The organism is Thalassovita sp. (genome assembly GCF_963691685.1).
In the GTDB taxonomy this organism is placed as follows: Bacteria; Pseudomonadota; Alphaproteobacteria; order Rhodobacterales; family Rhodobacteraceae; genus Thalassobius.
The window spans coordinates 366027-386755 of record NZ_OY829290.1 but is presented as its reverse complement, the minus strand read 5'-3'; the positions used below and the strand labels follow the sequence as shown (position 1 = coordinate 386755).

Annotated in this window: 23 protein-coding genes; 6 read left to right on the top strand and 17 right to left on the bottom strand. The window is 60.0% G+C overall.

Annotated features, from left to right (window positions below):
• Positions 1 to 16 precede the first annotated feature (16 nt).
• From ACORLH_RS01765 to ACORLH_RS01755, 3 genes are all read right to left on the bottom strand, one after another.
• Entirely contained in the window at positions 17 to 352 is a 336-nt protein-coding gene (locus tag ACORLH_RS01765; RefSeq protein ID WP_321832755.1) for an H-NS histone family protein, read from the bottom strand.
• Between the two features lie 182 nt (positions 353 to 534).
• Positions 535 to 1518 carry an NAD(P)H-quinone oxidoreductase gene (locus tag ACORLH_RS01760; protein ID WP_321830905.1) on the bottom strand — a complete coding sequence of 328 codons (984 nt, stop codon included), beginning with the start codon at positions 1516 to 1518 and terminating at the stop codon, positions 535 to 537.
• 24 nt (positions 1519 to 1542) lie between these two features.
• Positions 1543 to 2235, bottom strand: coding sequence for a COQ9 family protein (locus ACORLH_RS01755; RefSeq protein ID WP_321830904.1), 693 nt, complete (start codon positions 2233 to 2235; stop codon positions 1543 to 1545).
• A 111-nt stretch (positions 2236 to 2346) separates the two neighbouring features.
• On the opposite strand from ACORLH_RS01755, the gene rpsU reads away from it, so the two are divergent.
• Positions 2347 to 2553, top strand: a complete 207-nt coding sequence (rpsU, locus tag ACORLH_RS01750) for a 30S ribosomal protein S21 (protein ID WP_043871123.1) — start codon at positions 2347 to 2349, stop codon at positions 2551 to 2553.
• A gap of 95 nt (positions 2554 to 2648) precedes the next feature.
• On the opposite strand, the gene ACORLH_RS01745 is transcribed toward rpsU, so the two are convergent.
• Complete coding sequence (locus ACORLH_RS01745; RefSeq protein WP_321830903.1) at positions 2649 to 4238, bottom strand: GMC family oxidoreductase; 1590 nt, start codon at positions 4236 to 4238, stop codon at positions 2649 to 2651.
• Between the two features lie 122 nt (positions 4239 to 4360).
• A complete protein-coding gene (locus ACORLH_RS01740; protein WP_058245268.1) occupies positions 4361 to 4819 on the bottom strand; it encodes an Lrp/AsnC family transcriptional regulator in 459 nt (152 codons plus the stop codon).
• 148 nt (positions 4820 to 4967) lie between these two features.
• Between ACORLH_RS01740 and ald the strand changes: the two genes are divergently transcribed.
• A complete protein-coding gene (ald, locus tag ACORLH_RS01735) occupies positions 4968 to 6083 on the top strand; it encodes an alanine dehydrogenase (protein WP_321830902.1) in 1116 nt (371 codons plus the stop codon).
• A 91-nt stretch (positions 6084 to 6174) separates the two neighbouring features.
• Here the strand turns inward: ald and ACORLH_RS01730 are convergent, their stop codons facing one another.
• On the bottom strand, positions 6175 to 6903 hold the full coding sequence (locus tag ACORLH_RS01730; protein ID WP_321830901.1) for an AraC family transcriptional regulator: 729 nt from the start codon (positions 6901 to 6903) through the stop codon (positions 6175 to 6177).
• 123 nt (positions 6904 to 7026) lie between these two features.
• Here ACORLH_RS01730 and ACORLH_RS01725 point away from each other — a divergent pair, with 123 nt between their 5' ends.
• Positions 7027 to 7563, top strand: a complete 537-nt coding sequence (locus tag ACORLH_RS01725) for a peroxiredoxin-like family protein (RefSeq protein WP_321830900.1) — start codon at positions 7027 to 7029, stop codon at positions 7561 to 7563.
• A gap of 70 nt (positions 7564 to 7633) precedes the next feature.
• On the opposite strand, the gene mscL is transcribed toward ACORLH_RS01725, so the two are convergent.
• On the bottom strand, positions 7634 to 8068 hold the full coding sequence (mscL, locus tag ACORLH_RS01720) for a large conductance mechanosensitive channel protein MscL (protein ID WP_058245272.1): 435 nt from the start codon (positions 8066 to 8068) through the stop codon (positions 7634 to 7636).
• A gap of 145 nt (positions 8069 to 8213) precedes the next feature.
• On the opposite strand from mscL, the gene ACORLH_RS01715 reads away from it, so the two are divergent.
• Complete coding sequence (locus ACORLH_RS01715) at positions 8214 to 8912, top strand: glutathione S-transferase N-terminal domain-containing protein (RefSeq protein ID WP_321830899.1); 699 nt, start codon at positions 8214 to 8216, stop codon at positions 8910 to 8912.
• 70 nt (positions 8913 to 8982) lie between these two features.
• Here ACORLH_RS01715 and ACORLH_RS01710 read toward each other — a convergent pair whose 3' ends face one another.
• From ACORLH_RS01710 to ACORLH_RS01690, 5 genes are all read right to left on the bottom strand, one after another.
• A complete protein-coding gene (locus tag ACORLH_RS01710; RefSeq protein ID WP_321830898.1) occupies positions 8983 to 10074 on the bottom strand; it encodes a sn-glycerol-3-phosphate ABC transporter ATP-binding protein UgpC in 1092 nt (363 codons plus the stop codon).
• A 4-nt stretch (positions 10075 to 10078) separates the two neighbouring features.
• Positions 10079 to 11737, bottom strand: a complete 1659-nt coding sequence (locus tag ACORLH_RS01705) for an alpha-amylase family glycosyl hydrolase (RefSeq protein ID WP_321830897.1) — start codon at positions 11735 to 11737, stop codon at positions 10079 to 10081.
• A gap of 10 nt (positions 11738 to 11747) precedes the next feature.
• Positions 11748 to 12890, bottom strand: a complete 1143-nt coding sequence (locus tag ACORLH_RS01700; RefSeq protein WP_321830896.1) for a carbohydrate ABC transporter permease — start codon at positions 12888 to 12890, stop codon at positions 11748 to 11750.
• 12 nt (positions 12891 to 12902) lie between these two features.
• Positions 12903 to 13910 carry a sugar ABC transporter permease gene (locus ACORLH_RS01695; protein ID WP_321830893.1) on the bottom strand — a complete coding sequence of 336 codons (1008 nt, stop codon included), beginning with the start codon at positions 13908 to 13910 and terminating at the stop codon, positions 12903 to 12905.
• Between the two features lie 111 nt (positions 13911 to 14021).
• Positions 14022 to 15380 carry an ABC transporter substrate-binding protein gene (locus tag ACORLH_RS01690; protein WP_321830890.1) on the bottom strand — a complete coding sequence of 453 codons (1359 nt, stop codon included), beginning with the start codon at positions 15378 to 15380 and terminating at the stop codon, positions 14022 to 14024.
• A gap of 271 nt (positions 15381 to 15651) precedes the next feature.
• Between ACORLH_RS01690 and ACORLH_RS01685 the strand changes: the two genes are divergently transcribed.
• Both ACORLH_RS01685 and ACORLH_RS01680 read left to right on the top strand, forming a co-directional pair.
• Positions 15652 to 16677 (top strand): LacI family DNA-binding transcriptional regulator, encoded by a 1026-nt coding sequence (locus ACORLH_RS01685; RefSeq protein ID WP_321832754.1) that lies wholly within the window; start codon positions 15652 to 15654, stop codon positions 16675 to 16677.
• A 144-nt stretch (positions 16678 to 16821) separates the two neighbouring features.
• Entirely contained in the window at positions 16822 to 17796 is a 975-nt protein-coding gene (locus ACORLH_RS01680) for a glucokinase (protein WP_321830889.1), read from the top strand.
• A gap of 81 nt (positions 17797 to 17877) precedes the next feature.
• On the opposite strand, the gene ACORLH_RS01675 is transcribed toward ACORLH_RS01680, so the two are convergent.
• The 5 genes from ACORLH_RS01675 to ACORLH_RS01655 all read right to left on the bottom strand — a co-directional run bounded on the left by ACORLH_RS01675 (position 17878) and on the right by ACORLH_RS01655 (position 20727).
• Entirely contained in the window at positions 17878 to 18129 is a 252-nt protein-coding gene (locus ACORLH_RS01675) for a hypothetical protein (protein ID WP_321830888.1), read from the bottom strand.
• Positions 18130 to 18270: 141 nt separating this feature from the next.
• Positions 18271 to 18522, bottom strand: a complete 252-nt coding sequence (locus tag ACORLH_RS01670) for a hypothetical protein (RefSeq protein WP_321830887.1) — start codon at positions 18520 to 18522, stop codon at positions 18271 to 18273.
• 141 nt (positions 18523 to 18663) lie between these two features.
• Entirely contained in the window at positions 18664 to 18915 is a 252-nt protein-coding gene (locus ACORLH_RS01665) for a hypothetical protein (protein ID WP_321830887.1), read from the bottom strand.
• Between the two features lie 141 nt (positions 18916 to 19056).
• Positions 19057 to 19308 carry a hypothetical protein gene (locus ACORLH_RS01660; RefSeq protein ID WP_321830885.1) on the bottom strand — a complete coding sequence of 84 codons (252 nt, stop codon included), beginning with the start codon at positions 19306 to 19308 and terminating at the stop codon, positions 19057 to 19059.
• A gap of 498 nt (positions 19309 to 19806) precedes the next feature.
• The gene (locus ACORLH_RS01655) at positions 19807 to 20727 is read right to left on the bottom strand and encodes a LysR family transcriptional regulator (RefSeq protein WP_058245283.1); all 921 of its coding nucleotides are present in this window, start codon (positions 20725 to 20727) and stop codon (positions 19807 to 19809) included.
• Positions 20728 to 20729 lie beyond the last annotated feature (2 nt).

Below are 20729 nucleotides of genomic sequence, written 5' to 3'. Positions count from 1 at the left end.
GCCTTTGATCAGTTCCTTAGATCGCCAGGTCGTCGGCAGAGGTGCCGGCGGCCAGCGCGGCATTAAACCAATCGGGCCGGCGGCCTTTGCCGGTCCAGGTCTGTGCCGGGTCTGCAGGATTGCGATATTTCGGGCTGCCTGCCACTTTCACCTTGGGGGTTTTACCACCGGTCAGCTCGGACAGTGAGTATCCCAATTCCTTGGCTTTTGCTTCTAGCTCGGACAGCGCTTCTTTCTTTTTGCGATCTTCAAAAGTTGCAATTGCTTTTACAACCTTCTTTTCCAGCGATTTCAATTCCGCCAGCGAGAGCGCATCAAAGTCGAATTCAGCGATTGAGATAGTATCAGTCATTTCCAGTACCATTTTTTGCGTGGCAAAATCTATGAGAAGTAAAATTGGATAAATCAATTAATGAATAGATAATTCCGCAAAAAAGAATGGGTATCTCGACCTTAGATCGAAATACCCATTTCTGAATTATCGCTGACGCTGCATGACGCTACGTCAAGAAAAACATCAAAGATGTCAGATCGTTAAGAAACCTTGAGAACAATCTTACCAATATGACCGCTGGCTTCCATCCGCGCGTGGGCTGCACTGGCCTCATTCAAGGGGAATTCGCTGTCCATCACCGGTGCAATACGACCGGCATTCAATAGCGGCCAGACATGTTCGCGCAGGCTGTCTGCAATCTTGGCTTTAGCCAGATCACTTTGCGGGCGCAGCGTAGATCCGGTAATAGTCAACCTGCGGGTCATCACCTGTGCAAAATTCAACTCAACCTTCGGCCCCTGCAAGAAAGCGATCTGCACCAGCCGCCCGTCATCCGCCAGCGTGCGAATATTGCGCGGGATATAAAGCCCGCCGACCATATCTAGGATCAGGTCAGCGCCGCCTTCGGCCCGCATCACCTCAACGAAATCTTCATCCTTATAGATGATCGTACGCTCCGCCCCGAGGGCGGCACAGGCCTTGGCCTTGTCCTGATTGCCCACGGTCAAAAAGACCCGGGCACCAAATTCACGTGCCAGCTGAATGGCCGTCGTTCCGATGCCCGAAGATCCACCGTGGATCAAAAACCGCTCCCCGGCTTGTAGCCCGCCACGTTGGAACACGTTGGACCAGACGGTGAAATAGGTTTCGGGCAGGCAGGCCGCCTCTTTCAGCCCCATGCCATCAGGCACCGGCAGACAATGGGCGGCGGGTGTTGCCACATATTCAGCGTAGCCGCCGCCGGGCAGCAGGGCGCAGACCTGATCGCCAACGGACCAGCCGCTGACACCCGCCCCCAGCGCCACAATCTCACCCGAGGCTTCCAGCCCCGGCAGGTCGCTGGCGGTGGGCGGCGGGGCATATTTCCCGGCCCGTTGCAGCGCATCCGGGCGGTTCACCCCTGCATAGGCCACCTTGATCACCACCTGCCCCGGCGCGGGCTCTGGCACTGGCCGCTGACAGAGTTTCAACACCTCCGGGCCACCGGCCTCGGTAATCTCCACAGCGCGCATTGGTTCAGCCATGCCGCCCTCCCTCATGTTCTTCTGTTATCGATTGTTCAAACTGCCCGGCAGGTCATTTCGGACACTGGCGGGCGCCTTGATTCGCTCCAGCACCGCCAATGGCCCCTTCAGCACACCCGACAACAGCTTGTTGTCCCGCACGCCTGCCTTCAGCTTCTCAAACTGCATCACATTTTCAATGCGGCGGTCCAGAAACTCCCAGCTGGCGGCGTGATCTTCGCTGTCGTCACCCAGCCAATAGAGCAATGTGCTGCTGTAAACGCCCGACAGCGTCGCGCGTTTGGTGTACCAGTTCACATCATCCGAACTGTCGCCCAGTGCCGTCCAGATGTGATCCACCGTGCCCCAGACCAGCCGGGTGCCTTCCGCGGCGTGATGCGGCAAGGCAAACAGGGTCATGCCACGGCGTACAAGTTCTTTATCTTCAACCACTTCCAGCCGGAACCGCACCGCAGCGGCGATCCGATCGCGGAACCGCATCTCGCCCAGATCCGCAGCCGCCAGCCGGTCCAGCATCAGGGCATCGCCCCTGTGATGATAGGCCACCGCCAGATCCAGCGCGCCGCGCGGACACAGCGCATTGGCCACAACGGGGTTCACATCCGCGTCCGCCAGCGCCGCTTCCCAGGTCATCTCAGTCCAGCCATCAAAAGGCACATGCATCAATGCCGCATCCAGCAGCAGATCCTTTGGGTCAGGCATTTCAGAACCGGTCATCCGCCGTCATCCTTCTTGAGTGAGCGTCCACTAGACAAATAGAGCCTTCCTTGCTAAAGGACCACCTCCTGCAACTTCATGCAACTTAACTAGAAAGGTGGTGAAAACCACATGCAGGTTTCTGTTCGTGACAACAACGTCGATCAGGCGCTCCGTGCCCTGAAGAAAAAGCTCCAGCGCGAAGGTGTCTTCCGCGAAATGAAGCTCAAGCAGCATTTCGAGAAGCCGTCCGTCAAAAAAGCGCGCGAGAAAGCTGAAGCCGTACGTCGTGCCCGCAAGCTGGCACGCAAGAAAGCCCAGCGCGAGGGTCTGCTCTAAGATCTTCTTCTCAAAGGCTTTTGCTAGCTTTTGAACGGATAAGTTAGAACCCCCGGTCGCCCTGAGCGCCCGGGGGTTTCTTTTTGTTTCACCGTTTAGGCGCGCGCATCCTCAAGGATCATGTCACTGGCTTTTTCGGCGATCATAATGGTCGGGGAATTGGTGTTGCCCGAAACGATTGTAGGCATCACCGAACAATCCACCACCCGCAGCCCATCGACGCCACGCAGGCGCAAACGCGGGTCCAGCGGCGCATTGTCGCTGGTCCCCATATGAACCGTGCCGGAGGGGTGGAAAATGGTGGTGCCAATGTCCCCTGCGGCGGCGGCCAACTCTTCCTCAGTCTGGGCGGTGATCCCCGGTTTCATCTCTGCGGGATTGTATTTCGCCATCGCGCCCTGTTTCATCACCCGCCGCGCCAACCGGATCGAATTGGCCGCCACTGCGCGGTCGCCTTCGGTGGACAGGTAGTTCGGGGCAATCTTCGGCTTGGCCATCGGATCCTTCGATGTGATCTCAACCACGCCACGGCTTTCAGGGCGCAGGTTACAGACCGAGGCGGTCATCGCCGGAAAATCATGCAGCGGCTGGCCGAAGGCCTCCAACGTCAGGGGCTGCACGTGAAACTCCAGATCCGGGGTTTCCAGATCGGGGCGCGATTTGGCAAAGGCCCCCAGCTGTGACGGCGCCATCGACATCGGGCCGGAGCGTTTAATCACATATTCCAACCCGATCTTTGCCTTGCCGATCAGGCTGTTGGCCATGGTGTTCAGGGTCTTGGCGCCCTCCAGCTTCCAGGCGCAGCGCAGTTGCAGATGGTCCTGCAGGTTGCCGCCCACCTGCGCCTGTTCCAGCTGCACCTCAATGCCGTGCTCCTGCAGCAACGCCCCCGGACCGATGCCCGACAGCTGCAGGATCTGGGGTGAGCCGATGGCGCCCGCCGACAGGATCACCTCACCATTGGCGCGGGCCTGTTTCACCTGCCCCTTTTGTTCATATTCCACCCCAACCGCACGGCCATCTTCGATGATCACCCGGCGGGTGTGGGCATGGGTCTCAACGCTGAGGGCCTGGCCTTTGGTGCGCCGCAGGAAGGCCTTGGCGGTGTTCATCCGCCAACCGCGTTTCTGGTTCACCTTGAAATACCCAACGCCTTCGTTGTTGCCGCGGTTGAAATCCGTGACCTTCGGCAGACCGGCCTGATTGGCCGCCTCCATCCAGTCGTCCAGTACATCCCATTGCAGCCGCTGGTGATCCACCCGCCATTCACCGCCTTCGCCATGCAGGTCGTCAGCGCCTTCAACGTAATCCTCGGACTTCTTGAAATAGGGCAACACATCATCCCAGCCCCAGCCCACATTGCCGGCCTGACGCCAGCCATCATAATCCGCCGCCTGCCCGCGCAGGTACAGCATCCCGTTGATTGAGGAGCAGCCGCCCAGCACCTTGCCGCGCGGATAAATCAGTGATCGCCCGTTCAGCCCCGGCTCTTCGGCGGTTTTGAACATCCAATCGGTGCGGGGATTACCGATGCAGTAAAGGTAACCCATCGGGATGTGGATCCAGTGGTAATTGTCGCTGCCCCCGGCCTCTAACAGCAACACCTTCTTGCCTGCGTCCGCCAGCCGCTTTGCCAATACGCATCCCGCGCTACCGGCCCCAACAACGATATAATCCCAGCTCATGCCTCACCCCACTGATCTGCCGCAACGCCAAACCGCGTCACGTGGCGCGGAGTGTTGCCTCAAATGTCAGACAATTCAAGAGCCGTAGAGATACGGTAGCCGCCTTTGCAAGTTTTACCGCTTCAGAGCGGCAGCGCGGTTGTCTTAAACACCGTGCGCAGGGCAAAACTGGATTGCATCTGCGCCACCCCCGGCAGACGCGCCAGATGCTGGCGGTGAATGCGGGCAAAATCCTCGGTGCTTTCGGCAACAACCTTCAGAATATAGTCCGCGGTCCCCGCCATCAGGTGACATTCCAAAACATCAGGGATACGCGCCACCGCCTTTTCAAAGGCCTCCAGCAGTTCATCCGCCTGCCCCTGCAGCGTGATCTCAACAAACACCGTGGTCGACACCCCGATTTTGCGCGGATCCAGCAGCGCAACATAGTCGCGGATGTAGCCTTCTGCCTCCAACCGTTGCACCCGCCGGTGACAGGCCGAGGCCGAAAGATTCACCGCCTCAGACAGATCGGCATTGGAAATGCGACCCTTGCGCTGAAGTACGTTCAGAATACGCTGATCTGTCGCGTCGAGTGACATTTGCACAAAATCCTTCGTCGTTATAGCAGACATATCGAAGATCCTGCCTTTAGTAGCGCTAACATTGCACCGGATTTCAACCCTTTTGCGCCCTAACTGCGACATTCTGTCATCAGAGATGATTTCATGCCTATGAGGAGATGGCGCGATGAAAATCGGATGCCCCAAGGAAATTAAACCGCAGGAATTCCGCGTCGGGATGACCCCGAACGCGGCACGTGAAGCCGTGGCCGCTGGCCATCAGGTGGTGATCGAAACCAACGCCGGTGTCGGCTCTGGCTTCAGCAACGAAGATTACGTCGCTGCAGGTGCCGCCATTCTGGACACCGCCGAGGAAATCTTTGCCACCGCCGACATGATCGTGAAGGTCAAGGAACCCCAGGCCGTGGAACGCAAGATGCTGCGCGAAGGCCAGCTGCTGTTCACCTACCTGCACCTGGCCCCCGATCCCGACCAGACCCACGATCTGATCGACTCCGGCTGTACCGCGATTGCCTATGAAACCGTGACTGACCGCAACGGCGGCCTGCCGCTGCTGGCGCCGATGTCTGAAGTGGCCGGTAAACTGGCACCGCAGGTGGGCGCCTGGACCCTGCAAAAGGCCAACGGCGGCCGTGGTGTTCTGATGGGTGGCGTGCCCGGTGTGGCCCCGGCCAATGTGGTTGTGATCGGTGGCGGTGTTGTTGGCACCCACGCCGCACGTGTTGCCGCGGGCATGGGCGCGGATGTCACCGTGCTGGACATGTCGCTGCCGCGTCTGCGCTATCTGGATGATGCCTTCCGCGGGGAGTTCAAAACCTCCTACGCCTCCAAGGGCAACACTGCCGAACTGGTGGCACAGGCCGATATGGTTGTTGGCGCCGTGCTGATCCCCGGCGCCGCCGCGCCCAAGCTGATCAGCCGCGCCCAGCTGTCCGAAATGAAGCCCGGCGCCGCACTGGTGGACGTTGCGATTGACCAAGGCGGCTGCTTTGAAACCTCGCGTGCGACCACCCATGCTGACCCGATCTATGAGGTCGATGGCGTGATGCACTACTGTGTGGCCAACATGCCCGGCGCGGTCGCCCGCACCTCGACCATCGCGCTTGGCAATGCCACCATGCCCTTCATGATGGCGCTGGCGAACAAAGGCTGGAAACAGGCCTGCGCCGACGACGCGCACCTGCTGAACGGTCTGAACGTCCACGCGGGCAAGCTGACCTACTACGCCGTGGGCAAGGCGCTGGGAATCGACGTGACCTCACCCCAGTTGCTGATTAAATAAAGCCTGACATTGCTTTCACGCGGCGGGGTTGCAGCCCTGCCCGTGTTCCCCGAGGCCCGGCCGGATCCTCCTGGTCGGGCCTCACCTTTTTCTAGGCCGCCTGCTGGGTTCTGACCGCCACCGGCTTGACCCCAAACCGGGATTTGAACGCCCGCGCAAACGCCTCGCCTGAGCCATAGCCGTATCGCCGCGCCACGGCATCTACCCGATCGCCGCGCATCAGGTCCTGATGTGCCACCGTCAGCCGCCAGTGCCGCAGATAGGCCATCGGCGTCATCCCCACGGTTGCCCCGAACAGCTCGGCAAATCGGCTGAGCGACAGCCCAGCCTCCTGCGCCAGATCAGCATTGGTCCAGCCATGGCCCGGCCGGTCATGGATCGCCACCACGGCGCGGGACAATCGGGGATCCGCCAGCCCGGCCAAGACCCCCGGTTCGGTGCTGCCAGCGCTGATCTGATGCCGCAACAGCCGCACCATCAGCACCTCACCCAACCGCCGCTGCACGGTTGGCCCACCGCAATGGCGGCCCTCAATTTCGCTTTGCAGAAAGGCGATCAATCCGATCAGTTCCGGGCTGTCTTGCAATGGCAATTCCACCGCTTCAGGCAGCGCCTCCATCAGCGGGTTTGCCTCACCGCCCCAGGTGACCCGCGCAGCAAAAACCACCCGGTCGCCGCACCGCCCCCGCGATGCGCCGCGCAGCAGGACGTGGCAGTGCACCCCATCCGGATCGCCCAGCACCAGCAGGTTGGCCGCCGCAGGTTCTACCGGTTCAATCTGCATTTCGAACCGTTCCATCAATGCACTCAACCGGTCCATACCTGCGTCTTTCGGTGTTTTGGTCAGTTTATTCGGATCTTCCTGACGACAGATTGGCGCATAACCGCCTCAACGGTCAATCCCTCGCTTTGACCTGCCCCAACCAGAAACAGGAGACAGCCCATGCTGATGCCCCGCCAGAAAACCCCGAACCTGACCCTGCCGACGCTGGACCACGGTGACTTTGAGCTCTCGGCCCAGACCACCGAGCGTGGCACCGTTGTTTGTTTCTACCGCGGCCTGCACTGCCCGATCTGCGCCAAATACCTGGCCGAGATGGAGAAGCTGGCGGACAAATTCGCAGAACGCGGCATCGACATGATCGCTGTCAGCTCCGATGGCGAAGAGCGCACCCGCGCGATGCAGGAGCAGATCGAGAGCAGCAAGATCAAGTTCGCCTATGACCTGCCGCTCTCCGTCGCCAAGGAATGGGGCCTCTATATTTCCACCTCGCGCGGCAAAACCTCGATCGGGATTGAAGAGCCGGCGCTGTTTTCCGAACCCGGCCTGTTCCTGGTGACCGAAAAGCAAACCCTGTTCTACGGTTCCGTGCAGACCATGCCGTTTGTGCGTCCGCATTTCTCGGAACTGCTGGGCGCTGTCGATTTCGCCATCGCCAACAACTACCCGGCGCGCGGTGAATACACCGGCGAAGTGTAAGCGAGACACCTCAGTGAATACAAAAAAGGGGGCCGCTTGGCCCCCTTTCCCGTTCCAGCATGTCGCCGGATTACTTTTTCAGAGCGTCGCGGATTTCAAGCAGCACATCCAGCTCACTTGGCCCGGCGGGCGCTTCTTCGGCCGGGGCCTCTTCTTCCTTGGCTTCAGCGGCCTCTTTCACCTTGTTGACGTAGCGCACCAGCATGAAGACCACGAAGGCCACGATCAGGAAGTTGATCACCGCCATGAAAAACGCGCCATAGGCAAAGACCGCCGCGCCGGCCTCCCGTGCCGCTTCCAGGCTGGTGCCTGCCGCAACCTCACCGGCCAGCACCACAAAGTTGTTGGTGAAATCAACGCCACCGGTGAACAGCCCGATGATCGGGTTAAGCAGATCCCCCACCATGGATTTCACAATCGCAGTGAAGGCCGCGCCGATGATAATCCCCACCGCCATATCCATGACATTGCCTTTGGCGATGAAGTCCTTGAATTCCTGAAGCATAGTGTTCCCTTTCCCCTGACCGTTTCAAAACGATTATTTTGGTGTTTCAATGCACACAGACTATGCTTCTTTTTCACAGTCGTGCGACTTTTTGTCTGGGAAAAAGTCCCTATTTTTCCCTCAACACTTGCTGAGGAGCGCACAAATGACTTTTCCCGACGATTTTCTGATCAACAACCGCTGGCCCGCCAAAGACCCTTCGGTCATCCAGCTGTATTCCTTCCCCACCCCGAACGGCGTCAAAGTTTCCCTGATGCTGGAAGAAACCGGCCTGCCCTATGAGGCGCATACCGTGACCCTGTCGGATGCCGACGTCAAAAGCCCCGAGTTTCTGTCACTGAACCCCAACAACAAGATCCCCGCGATCATCGATCCCTCCGCTGAGGGTGGCCCGATTGGTGTGTTTGAATCCGGTGCGATCCTGATTTACCTGGCCGAAAAGTCGGGCAAATTCCTGTCCACCGACCCCGCGAAACGGGCCGAGACCCTGCAGTGGCTGATGTTCCAGATGGGGGGCCTGGGCCCGATGTTTGGTCAGCTGGGCTTCTTCACCAAATTCGCTGGTGCTGAGATTGAAGATCCGCGCCCGCGTGAGCGTTACATCAACGAAGGCAAACGTATCCTGAACGTGCTGAACGGCGCGCTGGAAGGCAAAGACTGGATCGTGGGCGAATATTCCATCGCCGACATGGCCATCGGCCCCTGGCTGACCGCGCTGGATTTCTACGGCGCCAAAGAGGTACTGGACTACGCCAGCTTTGAAAACGTGGTGGCCTATGAGCAGCGCTTCCTGGCACGCCCAACCGTGCAGCGCGCCCGCAACATCCCACCGCGTCCGGAATAAACCCGGCGACATGAAACAAAAAGGGCGTGCCAAACGGCGCGCCCTTCTTTGTTTGTAGGATCGATATCCGTCAGCCCTTTGGCCGCATCGACTGGCCGTTGTGGAACAGATGCACCTTGGCGGGATCAACCGCCATCTGCACCTCTTGCCCGCGCAGGCCTTTGTGGATGCCGGGCAGTTTGGCGATCACGCCATCGTCGCCGGAGGCGCCATCGAAATAGAGCAGCGTCACCTCACCCAAAGCCTCGGTATAGCTGACCGCGCCACGGTAGAGCGCCTCACCTTCGGTGGACACCATATCCTCAGGCCGGACGCCGATGTTGACCTCCTTACCCAGGTCCCCCTCACGCGTGGGGATGGTTGAGACGGCCTTGCCACCACCGGTGAGTTCGACATGGGTTTCCTGCCCTGTCGCGGAGATCTTGCCGGGCAAGAGGTTCATCGCCGGGGAGCCGATGAACTGGGCGACAAATTCATTGTCGGGGGTTTCATATAGTTCCAGCGGCGTGCCGACCTGCGCGATGCCTTTGTTGGCCAGCACCACAATCCGGCTGGCCAGCGTCATCGCCTCCACCTGATCGTGGGTCACATAGATCATGGTGCGATCCGGCATGGCCTCTTTCAGGCGGGCAATCTCGATCCGCGTGGCAACCCGCAAAGCCGCGTCGAGGTTGGAAAGCGGTTCGTCAAACAGATAGACCTGCGGATCGCGCACGATGGAGCGGCCGATGGCCACCCGCTGACGCTGCCCACCTGACAACGCCTTGGGCAGGCGATCCAGATAGGGTTCCAGCTGCAGCACCGCCGCGGCCTTGTTCACGGCTTCATCAATCTCAGCCTTGGATTTTTTGGCGATCTTCAACGCGAAGGACATGTTTTCGCGCACCGTCATATGCGGGTAGAGCGCGTAGGACTGGAACACCATCGCAATGCCCCGCTGCGCCGGGGGCACGTCATTCATCCGCTGGCCATCAATGGTCAGCTCCCCGCCGGTGATCTTTTCCAGCCCTGCAATCATCCGCAGCAGAGTGGACTTGCCGCAGCCTGAGGGGCCGACAAAGACGATCAGCTCACCGGCTTCGATGTCCAGGTTGATGTTGTTGAGCACATTGACGGCGCCGCCGTAGGTCTTCTCAACATTGCTGAGTTTAAGCTCTGCCATCGAATCACGCCCCCTTGGCCAAAATGCTATAGCCCCATGCCGGCAGCGTCAGGTCACGCCCCGCGGGTGCCACCGCGCCGCGCAGCCCTGTGCCGAGGGGCGTCCAATTGCCAATTGGCAAGTCCAGCTTTTCTTCTGCGTTGCCAAGGTTGAAGGCGCAAAACAGCACTTCATCCCCGTGAACCCTATGGAAGGTCAGCAGATTTCCCTTAGCGGCGAGGCCGGTCTGTTCACCATTTCGCAATGCTTCGCTGCTCTGACGCAGGGCAACGGCGGCGCGGTAATGATGCAGCATCGCCTCCGGATCGGCCTCCTGCCGGTCGACCGCCATCGCGGCCTGTTCGGCGCTGACCGGCAGCCAGGGTTTGCCGTCGCCAAAGCCCGCATGTTCCGATTGGGTTTCCCACACCATCGGTGTGCGGCAGCCGTCGCGACCCTTGAACTCGGGCCAGAATTCGATGCCGTAGGGATCCTGCAGATCCTCAAAGGCGACATCCGCTTCATGCAGGCCCAACTCCTCGCCCTGATAGAGGCAGGCCGAGCCACGCAAGGTCAGCAACATCACCGCATGGGCGTAGACCGCCGCTTCGGACAGGTTCCAGCGGCTGGCATAGCGGGGCACATCATGGTTGGAAAACGCCCAGCAGGCCCAGGCATCCGGCGCCACACGCTCCAGCTCCTCAAACACCTCAACTACCTTCTGCGCGGTCGCCGGTTGGCTTTCGAGGAAGTCAAAGGCGTAGCACATGTGCATCCGCTTCTCACCGGCGGTGTATTCGCCCATCACTTCGACGCCGCGCTGCGCCTCGCCAACCTCCCCCAGACAGGCGCGGGCGCCATATTCATCGGTCAGCGCACGCAGCCGTTCCAGGAAGGCGATGTTTTCCGGCTGGGTCTTGGAATAAAGGTGCAGCTGGTGGTTATAGGGGTTCACCTGCGGCGCGATGGAGGCGTTGCGCTCAGCCTCAGGCAGCGGTGGATTGGACCGCAGCTGGGCGTCGTGGAAGTAGAAATTGATGGTGTCCAGACGGAAGCCATCAACGCCACGTTCCAGCCAGAACCGGGCCACATCCAACAAGGCGTCCTGCACATCGCGGGTGTGGAAGTTCAAATCGGGCTGTGAGGTCAGGAAGTTGTGCAGGTAATACTGCTGGCGCCGGGTGTCCCATTGCCATGCGGGGCCGCCAAAGATCGACAGCCAGTTGTTCGGCGGGGTGCCGTCGGGCTGTGGGTCGGCCCAGACGAACCAATCGGATTTGGCGTTGTCGCGGCTCTGGCGGCTTTCCTTAAACCACGGGTGTTCGTCCGAGGTGTGGCTGAGCACCAGATCGATCATCACCTTCAGGCCAAGGCCATGGGCGGCCTCCATCAGGGCGTCAAAGTCGGCCAAGGTGCCGAACATCGGGTCGACGTCGCGGTAATCGCTGACGTCATAGCCGAAATCCTTCATCGGGGAGGTGAAGAAAGGCGAAATCCAGATCGCATCCAACCCCAGTGAGGCGACATAGGGCAGACGCTGGGTGATGCCGGCCAGATCACCGATCCCATCACCGTTGCTGTCCTGAAAACTGCGCGGATAGATCTGATAGATCACCCCACCGCGCCACCAGTCATCGCCACGCGCGGGCGGTTTCAGGGAAGTTAGGTTGGATTGAGCGTTCATGAGCGAGGTCCTATTTAACCGAGCCAGCCAGAAGGCCGCGCACGAGGTATTTCTGCATTGTGAAGAAGACGAGAAGCGGCACCGAGATCGAAACGAAGGCGGCGGTGGCTAGGATTTCCCAATTGCCGCCACGGGTGCCCAAGAGCTCGACGATCTGATTGGTCATCACCGTGGTCTGGCCCGAACTGTCGATCAGGAAAACCTTGGCCACCAGCAGGTCGTTCCAGGTCCACAGGAACTGGAAGATCGCAAAAGAGGCCAGCGCCGGGAAGCTGAGCGGCAGGATGATCCGGATGAAGATCTGAAAATCGCTGGCACCGTCCACACGGGCGTTTTCGATGATGTCACGAGGCAGCCCGGCCATGTAGTTGCGCAACAGGTAGATCGCCAGTGGCAGGCCAAATCCGGTATGGGCCAGCCAGACGCCCAGGTAGCCCTTGCCGATGCCAATGCCGAGGTGCAGTTTCAACAGCGGGATCAGCGCCAGTTGCAGCGGCACCACCAACAGGCCGACGATGACGGCAATCAGGATCGCTCTCCCTGGGAAATCCATCCAGGCCAGCGCATAGGCGGCAAAGGCCGCGATCAGGATCGGGATCACGGTGGCGGGGATGGTGACGGTGAGCGTGTTGAAGAAGGCCTTGACCATACCGTCTGAGGTTTCTTCGCTCAGCAGCATGTTCTGATAGTTTTCCAACGTCAGCTCGGCCGGGGTCAGCGCGGTGACAAAGATGCGCTGGCCACGTTTGCCGGTGAACTCTTCCGTGTTTTCCGCGCGGTAGCTGCCATCGGCATTCACCGTGATGGTGCCGCCCTTTTTCAGTTCGGCCACTTCACCGGGTTTATAGGCGTCGATCGCGCGGGAGGAGATGCCCCAGACCGAGATGTCCAGATCCTCCTCGGCGAGGCGGCCCTCAATCACATAGAGGTCGCCCTGTTGCACCTGTGCCTCCGGTCCTGCGGCGCGCAATTTCAGGTTCTGTTCGGTGGCGAACGGGGCCTTCCACCAGCCGCTGGCCGCGATCTGATCCGCCGTCCGGAAGGAGGAGATCAGCAAGCCCACGGTGGGAAACAGCCAGAGCACCACCAGCACCACAACTGAGATATTCACAACCCATGACAGGGTGGATTTGGTTCCTGCGATATTGTCCATGATCCGGCCCCCTCAGCGCATTTCGCGGCGCGCGTTGCGCACGTTCCAGACAAGGATCGGCATCACCAACAGCATGATCACCATGGCCGCCGCCGAGCCGCCGCCCCAATCATTGGCGCGGAACAGCTTGTCATACATGTAGTTGGCCAGCACCTGCGTCTCCCACTGGCCGTTGGTCATGGCAAAAACGATGTCGAACACCTTGAGCACGGTGATGGTGATTGTGGTCCAGACCACCAGAATGGTTGTTTTGATCTGCGGCACTTTGATCTTGAAAAAGATCTGCAGCGGGCTGGCGCCATCGACGATTGCCGCCTCAACGGTTTCTTCCGGGATGCCGCGCAGGGCGGCGGACAGGATCACCATGGCGAAGCCGGTCTGGATCCAGATCAGCACCACCATCAGGAAGAAGTTGTTCCAAAACGGAATGGTCAGCCAGGTGTTCGGCTCGGTGCCGCCAAACCAGATGTAAAGCGCGTTCAGCACGCCGATCTGATCGGTGCCAGCGGGGCGGGCATCATAGACCAGTTTCCAGATCACCGAGGCGCCAACAAAGGAAATCGCCATCGGCATAAAGATCAGCGATTTCGCGATATTGCCCCATTTGATCCGATCGGTCAGCTGGGCGGCCAACAGGCCAAAGGCAGTGGACATGGCGGGCACCACGATGAGCCACAGCATGTTGTTGCGGATGGCTTCCCAGAACTTCGGCTCACTCAGCATCTGGCTGTAATTGTCCAGACCCACCCACCTGTAACCGCCGCCCGGCACCCGTTCAGTCAGCGACAGGCGCAGTGTTTCCACCACCGGGTAGGCCAGATAGAGCCCCAGTGCAAAAAGCGCGGGAAACAGGAACAGCCAGGGCCGGATCAGATTGGCGCGGTTGATGTTGCGGCCTGCATTTGGGCCGCGCGGTGGATAAAGCACCCGGTCCAGAAAGAGGTTAGAAAGGTAGAAATATCCGACACAGCTCGACACACCAATGGTGATGGTGATGAGCCCCAAGAGCGCTGGATGCATGATGTCCCCCGATCCATGAGGCCTGCTAGGCTGGCCTCAGGTGTCCTTGCGGTCTGTGTGGGCGACCCGGTCCATACGGCACCGGATCGCCCAGATTTTCAGTGAGGTCGCTTATTTCAGCGCGTCCCAGCTGGCCTGGATTTCCTTGGCCACATCTTCGGCGGATTTGCCGCCGGTGTAGTCCACCATCCCGGTCCAGAAGCTGCCAGCACCCACGCCACCCGGCATCAGATCAGAGCCGTCAAAGCGGAAGGTGGTTGCACCCAGCAGGATCTCACCCAGACCACGCAGGGTGTCATCCTTATAGGCATCAACGGACGCGCCATTGTGCGGGGTCAGGAAACCGGTCTGCGCCATCATGATTTCATGCGCGATCGGCTGCTTCAGGAAGTCCATCAGCACGTTGGTGGCATCCGAAGGGTCGGTGATCGCCATCAGCGTACCACCGCCCAGAACCGGGTTGCCCAGATCCTTATCCGCGTAGGACGGCATGTAGAAGAAATCGGTGTCTACACCGAACTCCACATCTTCGGGGAAGAAGGCCGGCACGAAGGACGCCTGACGGTGCATGTAGCACTGCGGCGGCGAGGAGAAGAGGCCCTTGGGGCTGTCGCGGAAGTCGGTCGAGGCCACAGCCCCGGCCCCGCCGGAGACTTTGGCGTCATCACGGGCGAACCAGCCAAACTCTTCAATGGCGGCGATCACACGCGGATCGTCAAAGGCCATCTGGTTGGTGGTCCAGGCGTCATAGACCTCAGGCGGCTGGGTGCGCAGCATCATATCTTCGACCCAATCGGTCGCCGGCCAGCCGGTGGCCGCGCCGGATCCCAGACCGATGCACCACGGCACTTCGCCGTCGGCCACGATCTGTTCGGTCAGCGCTTTCAGCTCTTCCATCGAGGTCGGCACGTCATAGCCTGCATCCTCAAAGTTTTCCGGGCTGTACCAGACCAGCGATTTGACGTTCACGTTGTAGAAGAAGCCGTACATCTGATCGGCGCCATTGGCGTCTGCGTAGGTGCCCAGATCCACCCAGGATTGACCTGCGGCATAGTTGGTGCGCACCCAATCGGCCATGTCATCTGCCAGCGGATGCAGCTGCCCCTTGGAGGCCATAACAGCCGCCAGACCCGGCTGCGGGAAAACGGCGACGTTGGGGGCCGAACCGGCCTCAGCATCAATCACGATCTGCTGCTCAAAACTGTCTGACCCGGTGTAGATCGCATCCGCACCGGTGGCGGCCTCAAAGTATGCCAGCATGTTGTTGAAGAAGCCATCTTCGGGCTGCAGCCAGGGGCCGGCAATGGTGACGGTCTGGCCGCTCAGGTCTGGTGCGTTTTCGGCCCAGGCGTTGTAGCTGTCCCAGCTGAACGGACCTTCGCCCGGCTTAAAGGCCAGATGACCATCCGCCGATGCCATACCTGCGCTCAGGGCGAGCGTTGCTATGCCCGCGTAGAATGCATGTTTCATTTAGATATTCCTCCCATGTGATCCCCTGTCGGCGCTGCTGGGCCTCTCCTGCCCGGGCCTGACACGGTGGTTCCGACTCGCCTTTCAAAGCGCTTTGGATGGCATATTTGTAACGCCAAGCGGGGTCAAACTGTCAACGGTAAATATCTTTGAATCCTAAAATTAACTGCAAACCCTTTGCTGCGCTGGGGATTGCGATATGGGTCTTGGCTTGACCGGCGGCAAAAATCTCTTCACATATAAAGAAAAATTGAAAGCGCTTTGAATGGCAATGAACCTGAAACAGCTGGCCGAGGAACTGGGCCTGTCGCAGACCACGGTCAGCCGGGCCCTGAACGGCTACCCTGAGGTCAGCGAAGGCACCCGGCGGCGTGTTCAGGAGGCCGCGGAGCAGCACAATTACCGGCCCAATACGCGGGCGAAGGGTCTGGCAACCGGTCGGTCAATGATGATCGGCCATGTGATCCCGGCCTCGACCCAGCATGAAATGGTGAACCCGGTGTTTGGGGACTTTGTTGCGGGCGCCTCCATCGCCTGTGCCAAGCGGGGCTATGACATGATGTTCACCCGGGTGGACGATGGCGACGAAGAAGCCGCCTACCGCAGTTTGATGGGCAAGGGATCCGTGGACGGGGTGATCCTGCAGGGCCCCAAGATCCATGACAGCCGGATTGCCCTGCTGAACCGGATCGGCCTGCCTTTTGCCGTGCACGGGCGGTCCAGCGATGTGACCGACAGCTACAATTGGGTGGATGTGAACAACACCAGCGCCTTCCGCCGGGCCACTGAGTTTCTGATCGATCTGGGCCACCGCCGCATTGCCCTGATCAACGGTCTGGAAAGCATGGATTTCGCCAAACGCCGCCGCGATGGCTACACCAGCGCATTGGAGGCCGCAGGGATCAAAGTGGATCCTAACCTGATGAGCAGCGAAGAAATGACCGAGGTTTCAGGCCATCACCAAACCCGTGACTTGCTGGAGTCCGAGACGCCGCCGACGGCCATTCTGGCGGCCTCGATGATCTCGGCGCTTGGTGTGCGCCGCGCCATTGAAGAGGCCGGGTTGAAGATGGGCAAGGACATCTCGGTCATCGCCCATGACGATGATCTGTCCTATCTGAAAAACGGTCAGGACGTGCCGATTTTCACCGCAACACGGTCTTCTGTGCGCAACGCAGGCAGCATTCTGGCTGAGATCCTGATCGACAGTATCGCGACCCCGCTCAGCCCGCCGCGCCATCAACTGCTGGAGGCTGAACTGGTTGTCGGGCGCTCCACCGGACCGGCGCCCGCTTGACGGCCCCCTCTGCACCGCAGAAAATCCGGCCAGAAGCGCATCCAATGCTAGCGCAAACATTCCACACTGATTAGGATGCGCCGCGACACGTCAGGGCGAGTCGGACCAGACCGGCCGTAACCCGACCGCAAAAGGAACGACCGGATGCCAGAGCACAGCCTCCTCGCTGCCGATATCGGCGGCACAAACGTACGCCTTGGGGCTTACCAAGGGGACAGGCTGATGGCGCGGGCCCAGTTTTCCACCAAACGTGACGGTGCCTTGCTGGACCTGATCAGCGGATTTGCCGCTGAGATGGACCTGCCGCCCGAAGTGGTGGTTGTGGCCGCCGCGGGTCCGGTTGCAGACAACCGGGTGGAGCTGACCAACGCCAAACAATCGCTTTGCGGGGCTGAACTGCGGGCTGCAACCGGGGCCAGTGAAGCGCAAATCATCAATGATTTCGCCGCCGCCGCCTGGGCATCGCTGTCCCCCGCCCCTGAGGATCTGGTCACCCTGCAAGGCGCCACAACACCGCCCGAGGGCACCCGCCTGGTGATCGGCCCCGGCACGGGCCTGGGGGTTGGCGCATTGGCCCGGGTTGGCAACAGCTATGCCTCCGTCCCCGGCGAAGGTGGACACATCGGCATCAGCCCGCGCAGCCGCGCCGAGGTCGAGGTGTTTGAAGCCCTGAAACCCATCTGGCCCGAGATTTTCTACGGCGACGCTTTGGCGATTGAAGCCGAAGGCATGCTCAGCGGCACCGGCCTGCCCTACCTGTACCGGGCGGTGCAATCCGTGCGCGATGGCGGCAGTGATGCGCCGGATGCGGCTGCGATCATGCAGCGCGCCAAATCGGCAACGGATCCGGTCGCGGTTGAGGTAATTGCGATGTTCAAAAGCCATCTGGCGCAGGTGGCCGGGGACCTTTGCCTGGCCTTCGGTGCCGAAGGCGGCGTGTTCCTTGTGGGCGGCGTGGCGATGAAAAACGCCTGGCTGTTTGACGACGACTTCCTGCGCGCCTTCCGCGCAGGGGGCCGGTTCACCGAAGAACGCGCAAACCGCAGCCTCTATCTGCTCAACGTCGAAAACTTCGGCCTGTTGGGCGCTCAGACCTATGCAAAACAGCTGACAAAATAGAAAGCCGGCCCCGAAGGACCGGCTCATCTGGACGTCAGGGTCAGAGCTTGGGAGGAGAGAGCCCTGGCCGTTGGTCCTATCTTACAGGCCGCGTTCCAGTTCTTTCAGAACACCGGTCTGGATCGCTGCGAAGGATGCGTCGTCTTCGTCCAGGTTCTCGATCACGTCGGCGGCAGCGGCGATGGCGTCTGCGTCAACCAGGGTCAGGTCGAAAGCCGGGGCATACTGGCGAACCTGTGCGGCGTCGTAGCCCGAAACATCGGCAGTCATGGCGGAAGCGGCACCGGTCAGAGCGATCAGGGCGGCGGCGGAAGCAGTTACGATACGTTTCATGTCTAAGTCTCCAATTGTCAGGGTCAGATCAGGGGAGCTGATCAAGTGCTGCCCTCATGTGGCAGCTTTAGGGGGAGGATCTGGGATCTCGGCGTCAGACGCTCCGATCCCTCCGGTCCTCGTGGGGGTGAGGTCCGTGGCTTAGAGGCCGCGTTCCAGCTCTTTCAGAACACCGGTCTGGATCGCTGCGAAGGATGCATCATCTTCGTCCAGGTTCTCGATCACGTCGGCGGCAGCGGCGATGGCGTCTGCGTCAACCAGGGTCAGGTCGAAAGCCGGGGCGTAGTGGCGAACCTGTGCGGCGTCGTAGCCCGAAACCTCGGCGGTCATGGCGGAAGCGGCACCGGTCAGAGCGATCAGGGCGGCGGCGGAAGCAGTTACGATACGTTTCATGTCTAAGTCTCCAATTGTCAGGGTCAGATCAGGGGAGCTGATCAAGTGCTGCCCTCATGTGGCAGCTTTGGGGGGAGGATCTGGGATCTCGGCGTCAGGCGCTCCGATCCCTCCGGTCCTCGTGGGGGTGAGGTCCGTGGCTTAGAGGCCGCGTTCCAGTTCTTTCAGAACACCGGTCTGGATCGCTGCGAAGGATGCGTCATCTTCGTCCAGGTTCTCGATCACGTCGGCAGCGGCGGCGATGGCGTCTGCGTCAACCAGGGTCAGGTCGAAAGCCGGGGCGTAGTGGCGAACCTGTGCGGCGTCGTAGCCCGAAACCTCAGCGGTCATGGCAGAAGCGGCACCGGTCAGAGCGATCAGGGCGGCGGCGGAAGCAGTTACGATACGTTTCATGTCTAAGTCTCCAATTGTCAGGGTCAGATCAGGGGAGCTGATCAAGTGCTGCCCTCATTTGGCAGCTTTGGGGGGAGGATCTGGGATCTCGGCGTCAGGCGCTCCGATCCCTCCGGTCCTCGTGGGGGTGAGGTCCGTGGCTTAGAGGCCGCGTTCCAGTTCTTTCAGAACACCGGCCTGGATCGCTGCGAAGGATGCGTCATCTTCGTCCAGGTTCTCGATCACGTCGGCAGCGGCGGCGATGGCGTCTGCGTCAACCAGGGTCAGGTCGAAGGCCGGTGCATACTGGCGAACCTGTGCGGCGTCGTAGCCCGAAACCTCGGCGGTCATGGCAGAAGCGGCACCGGTCAGAGCGATCAGGGCGGCGGCGGAAGCAGTTACGATACGTTTCATTTTTAGTCTCCTAAGTCAGTGTGGGGATCAATCAGGGGAGCTGATGATTTGTTTGTTTGGGGCGTCAGCTGCGTCGCTGACAAAACACCAGATAGGAGGGCAAATCCGCGGTTTAAACTCACGGAAGCGTCACGTGTGTTCACACAAATCTGTCTTGAAAACAGCGACGGAAATACAGACTGCTGTGTAGGGTTACACAGCCAATGTGCAGCTTTTATTTTCAAACGCTTAGGGTATTTCAGACGTCACGGATTGAGCCGTTTTATGTGAGCAAAACGTGGCATTTTTTATGCCTTCAATCACTACACTAAAATGTGTAATTCGCTTTTTGTCAGCAGCGGTCAGCACGAATGCCACAAGGGCCTTATCAGCGCGCCTTTCTGCCCTATTTAAGAGGGTTCAGCGCAGGGGAACAGCGCAGAAATTAATCGTAAAAGTTGAATTCCGGCCATCTACCACTCGCATATGACCGCCAGCCATCCGGTGGCGGCCGCGCGATCAGCTGGCGTGCACGGCGATATCGCGCATTTTGCCCCAGAGATGGCCCAGCGTCGGCTTCTGATTGTCGCGATCCCGGTAGAGCCGCACCTCAAGCGGGCTGGTGAAACTGTCATCCCCCACCACCTGCAGACTGCCATCGGCCAATTCGTCTTTGCACAGCTCACGTGGCAACCAGCCCATGCCGAAGCCTTCCATGATCATCGCCTTGACCGAGATCGCCAGCGCGTTCTGGTTGACCACCAGAACATTCGGCCGTTCGATCTGCTGATGCAGCATGTGATCCAGCACCGAGCGCAGCGCCGAGGCCGAACCATAGGACAGGAGAGACACCGGTTTGTTCTGCCCGCGCTTCAGCTCATGCATCGGTCCATTGGGCCCCACCTTGGCCACCGGCAGCAGTTCATCCCGGTCCAGAGTGATGTAGTCGCATTGGCTGACCTCCAGCGGGGCTAGAAAATCCATCGCCGGATGCCAATAGGTCAGGATGACATCGCAATACCGCTGCTGCAGCGCGGTGACGAACTGATCAGCCGCCCATGAGGTTGAGTTCAGATCGATGTCCAGCCCACCCGCCTGCACCAGCGGCGCGATGTGCTTCTTATAATGGGTCATGTAGATCGACTGCGAGGTGGCAAACCGGATGACGTTTTCCCCGGCCGCATCGATCACCTGACAGCGTTCCAGCGTTTCATGATAGGTGCGTAGCATCAGCCGCGCCTGGCTGAGGAACACTTCACCAGCAGGGGTCAACGACAGGGGCAGGGTCTGGCGGTTGATCAGCTTGACGCCCACCTCATCCTCAAGCGCGCGGATCCGGCGGGAAAAGGCCGGCTGGCTGACGTTGCGCTCCTCAGCTGCGCGCGAGAAGTTCTTCTGCGCCACCAGAGCCTCAAAATCTTTGAGCCAAAGAATATCCAATC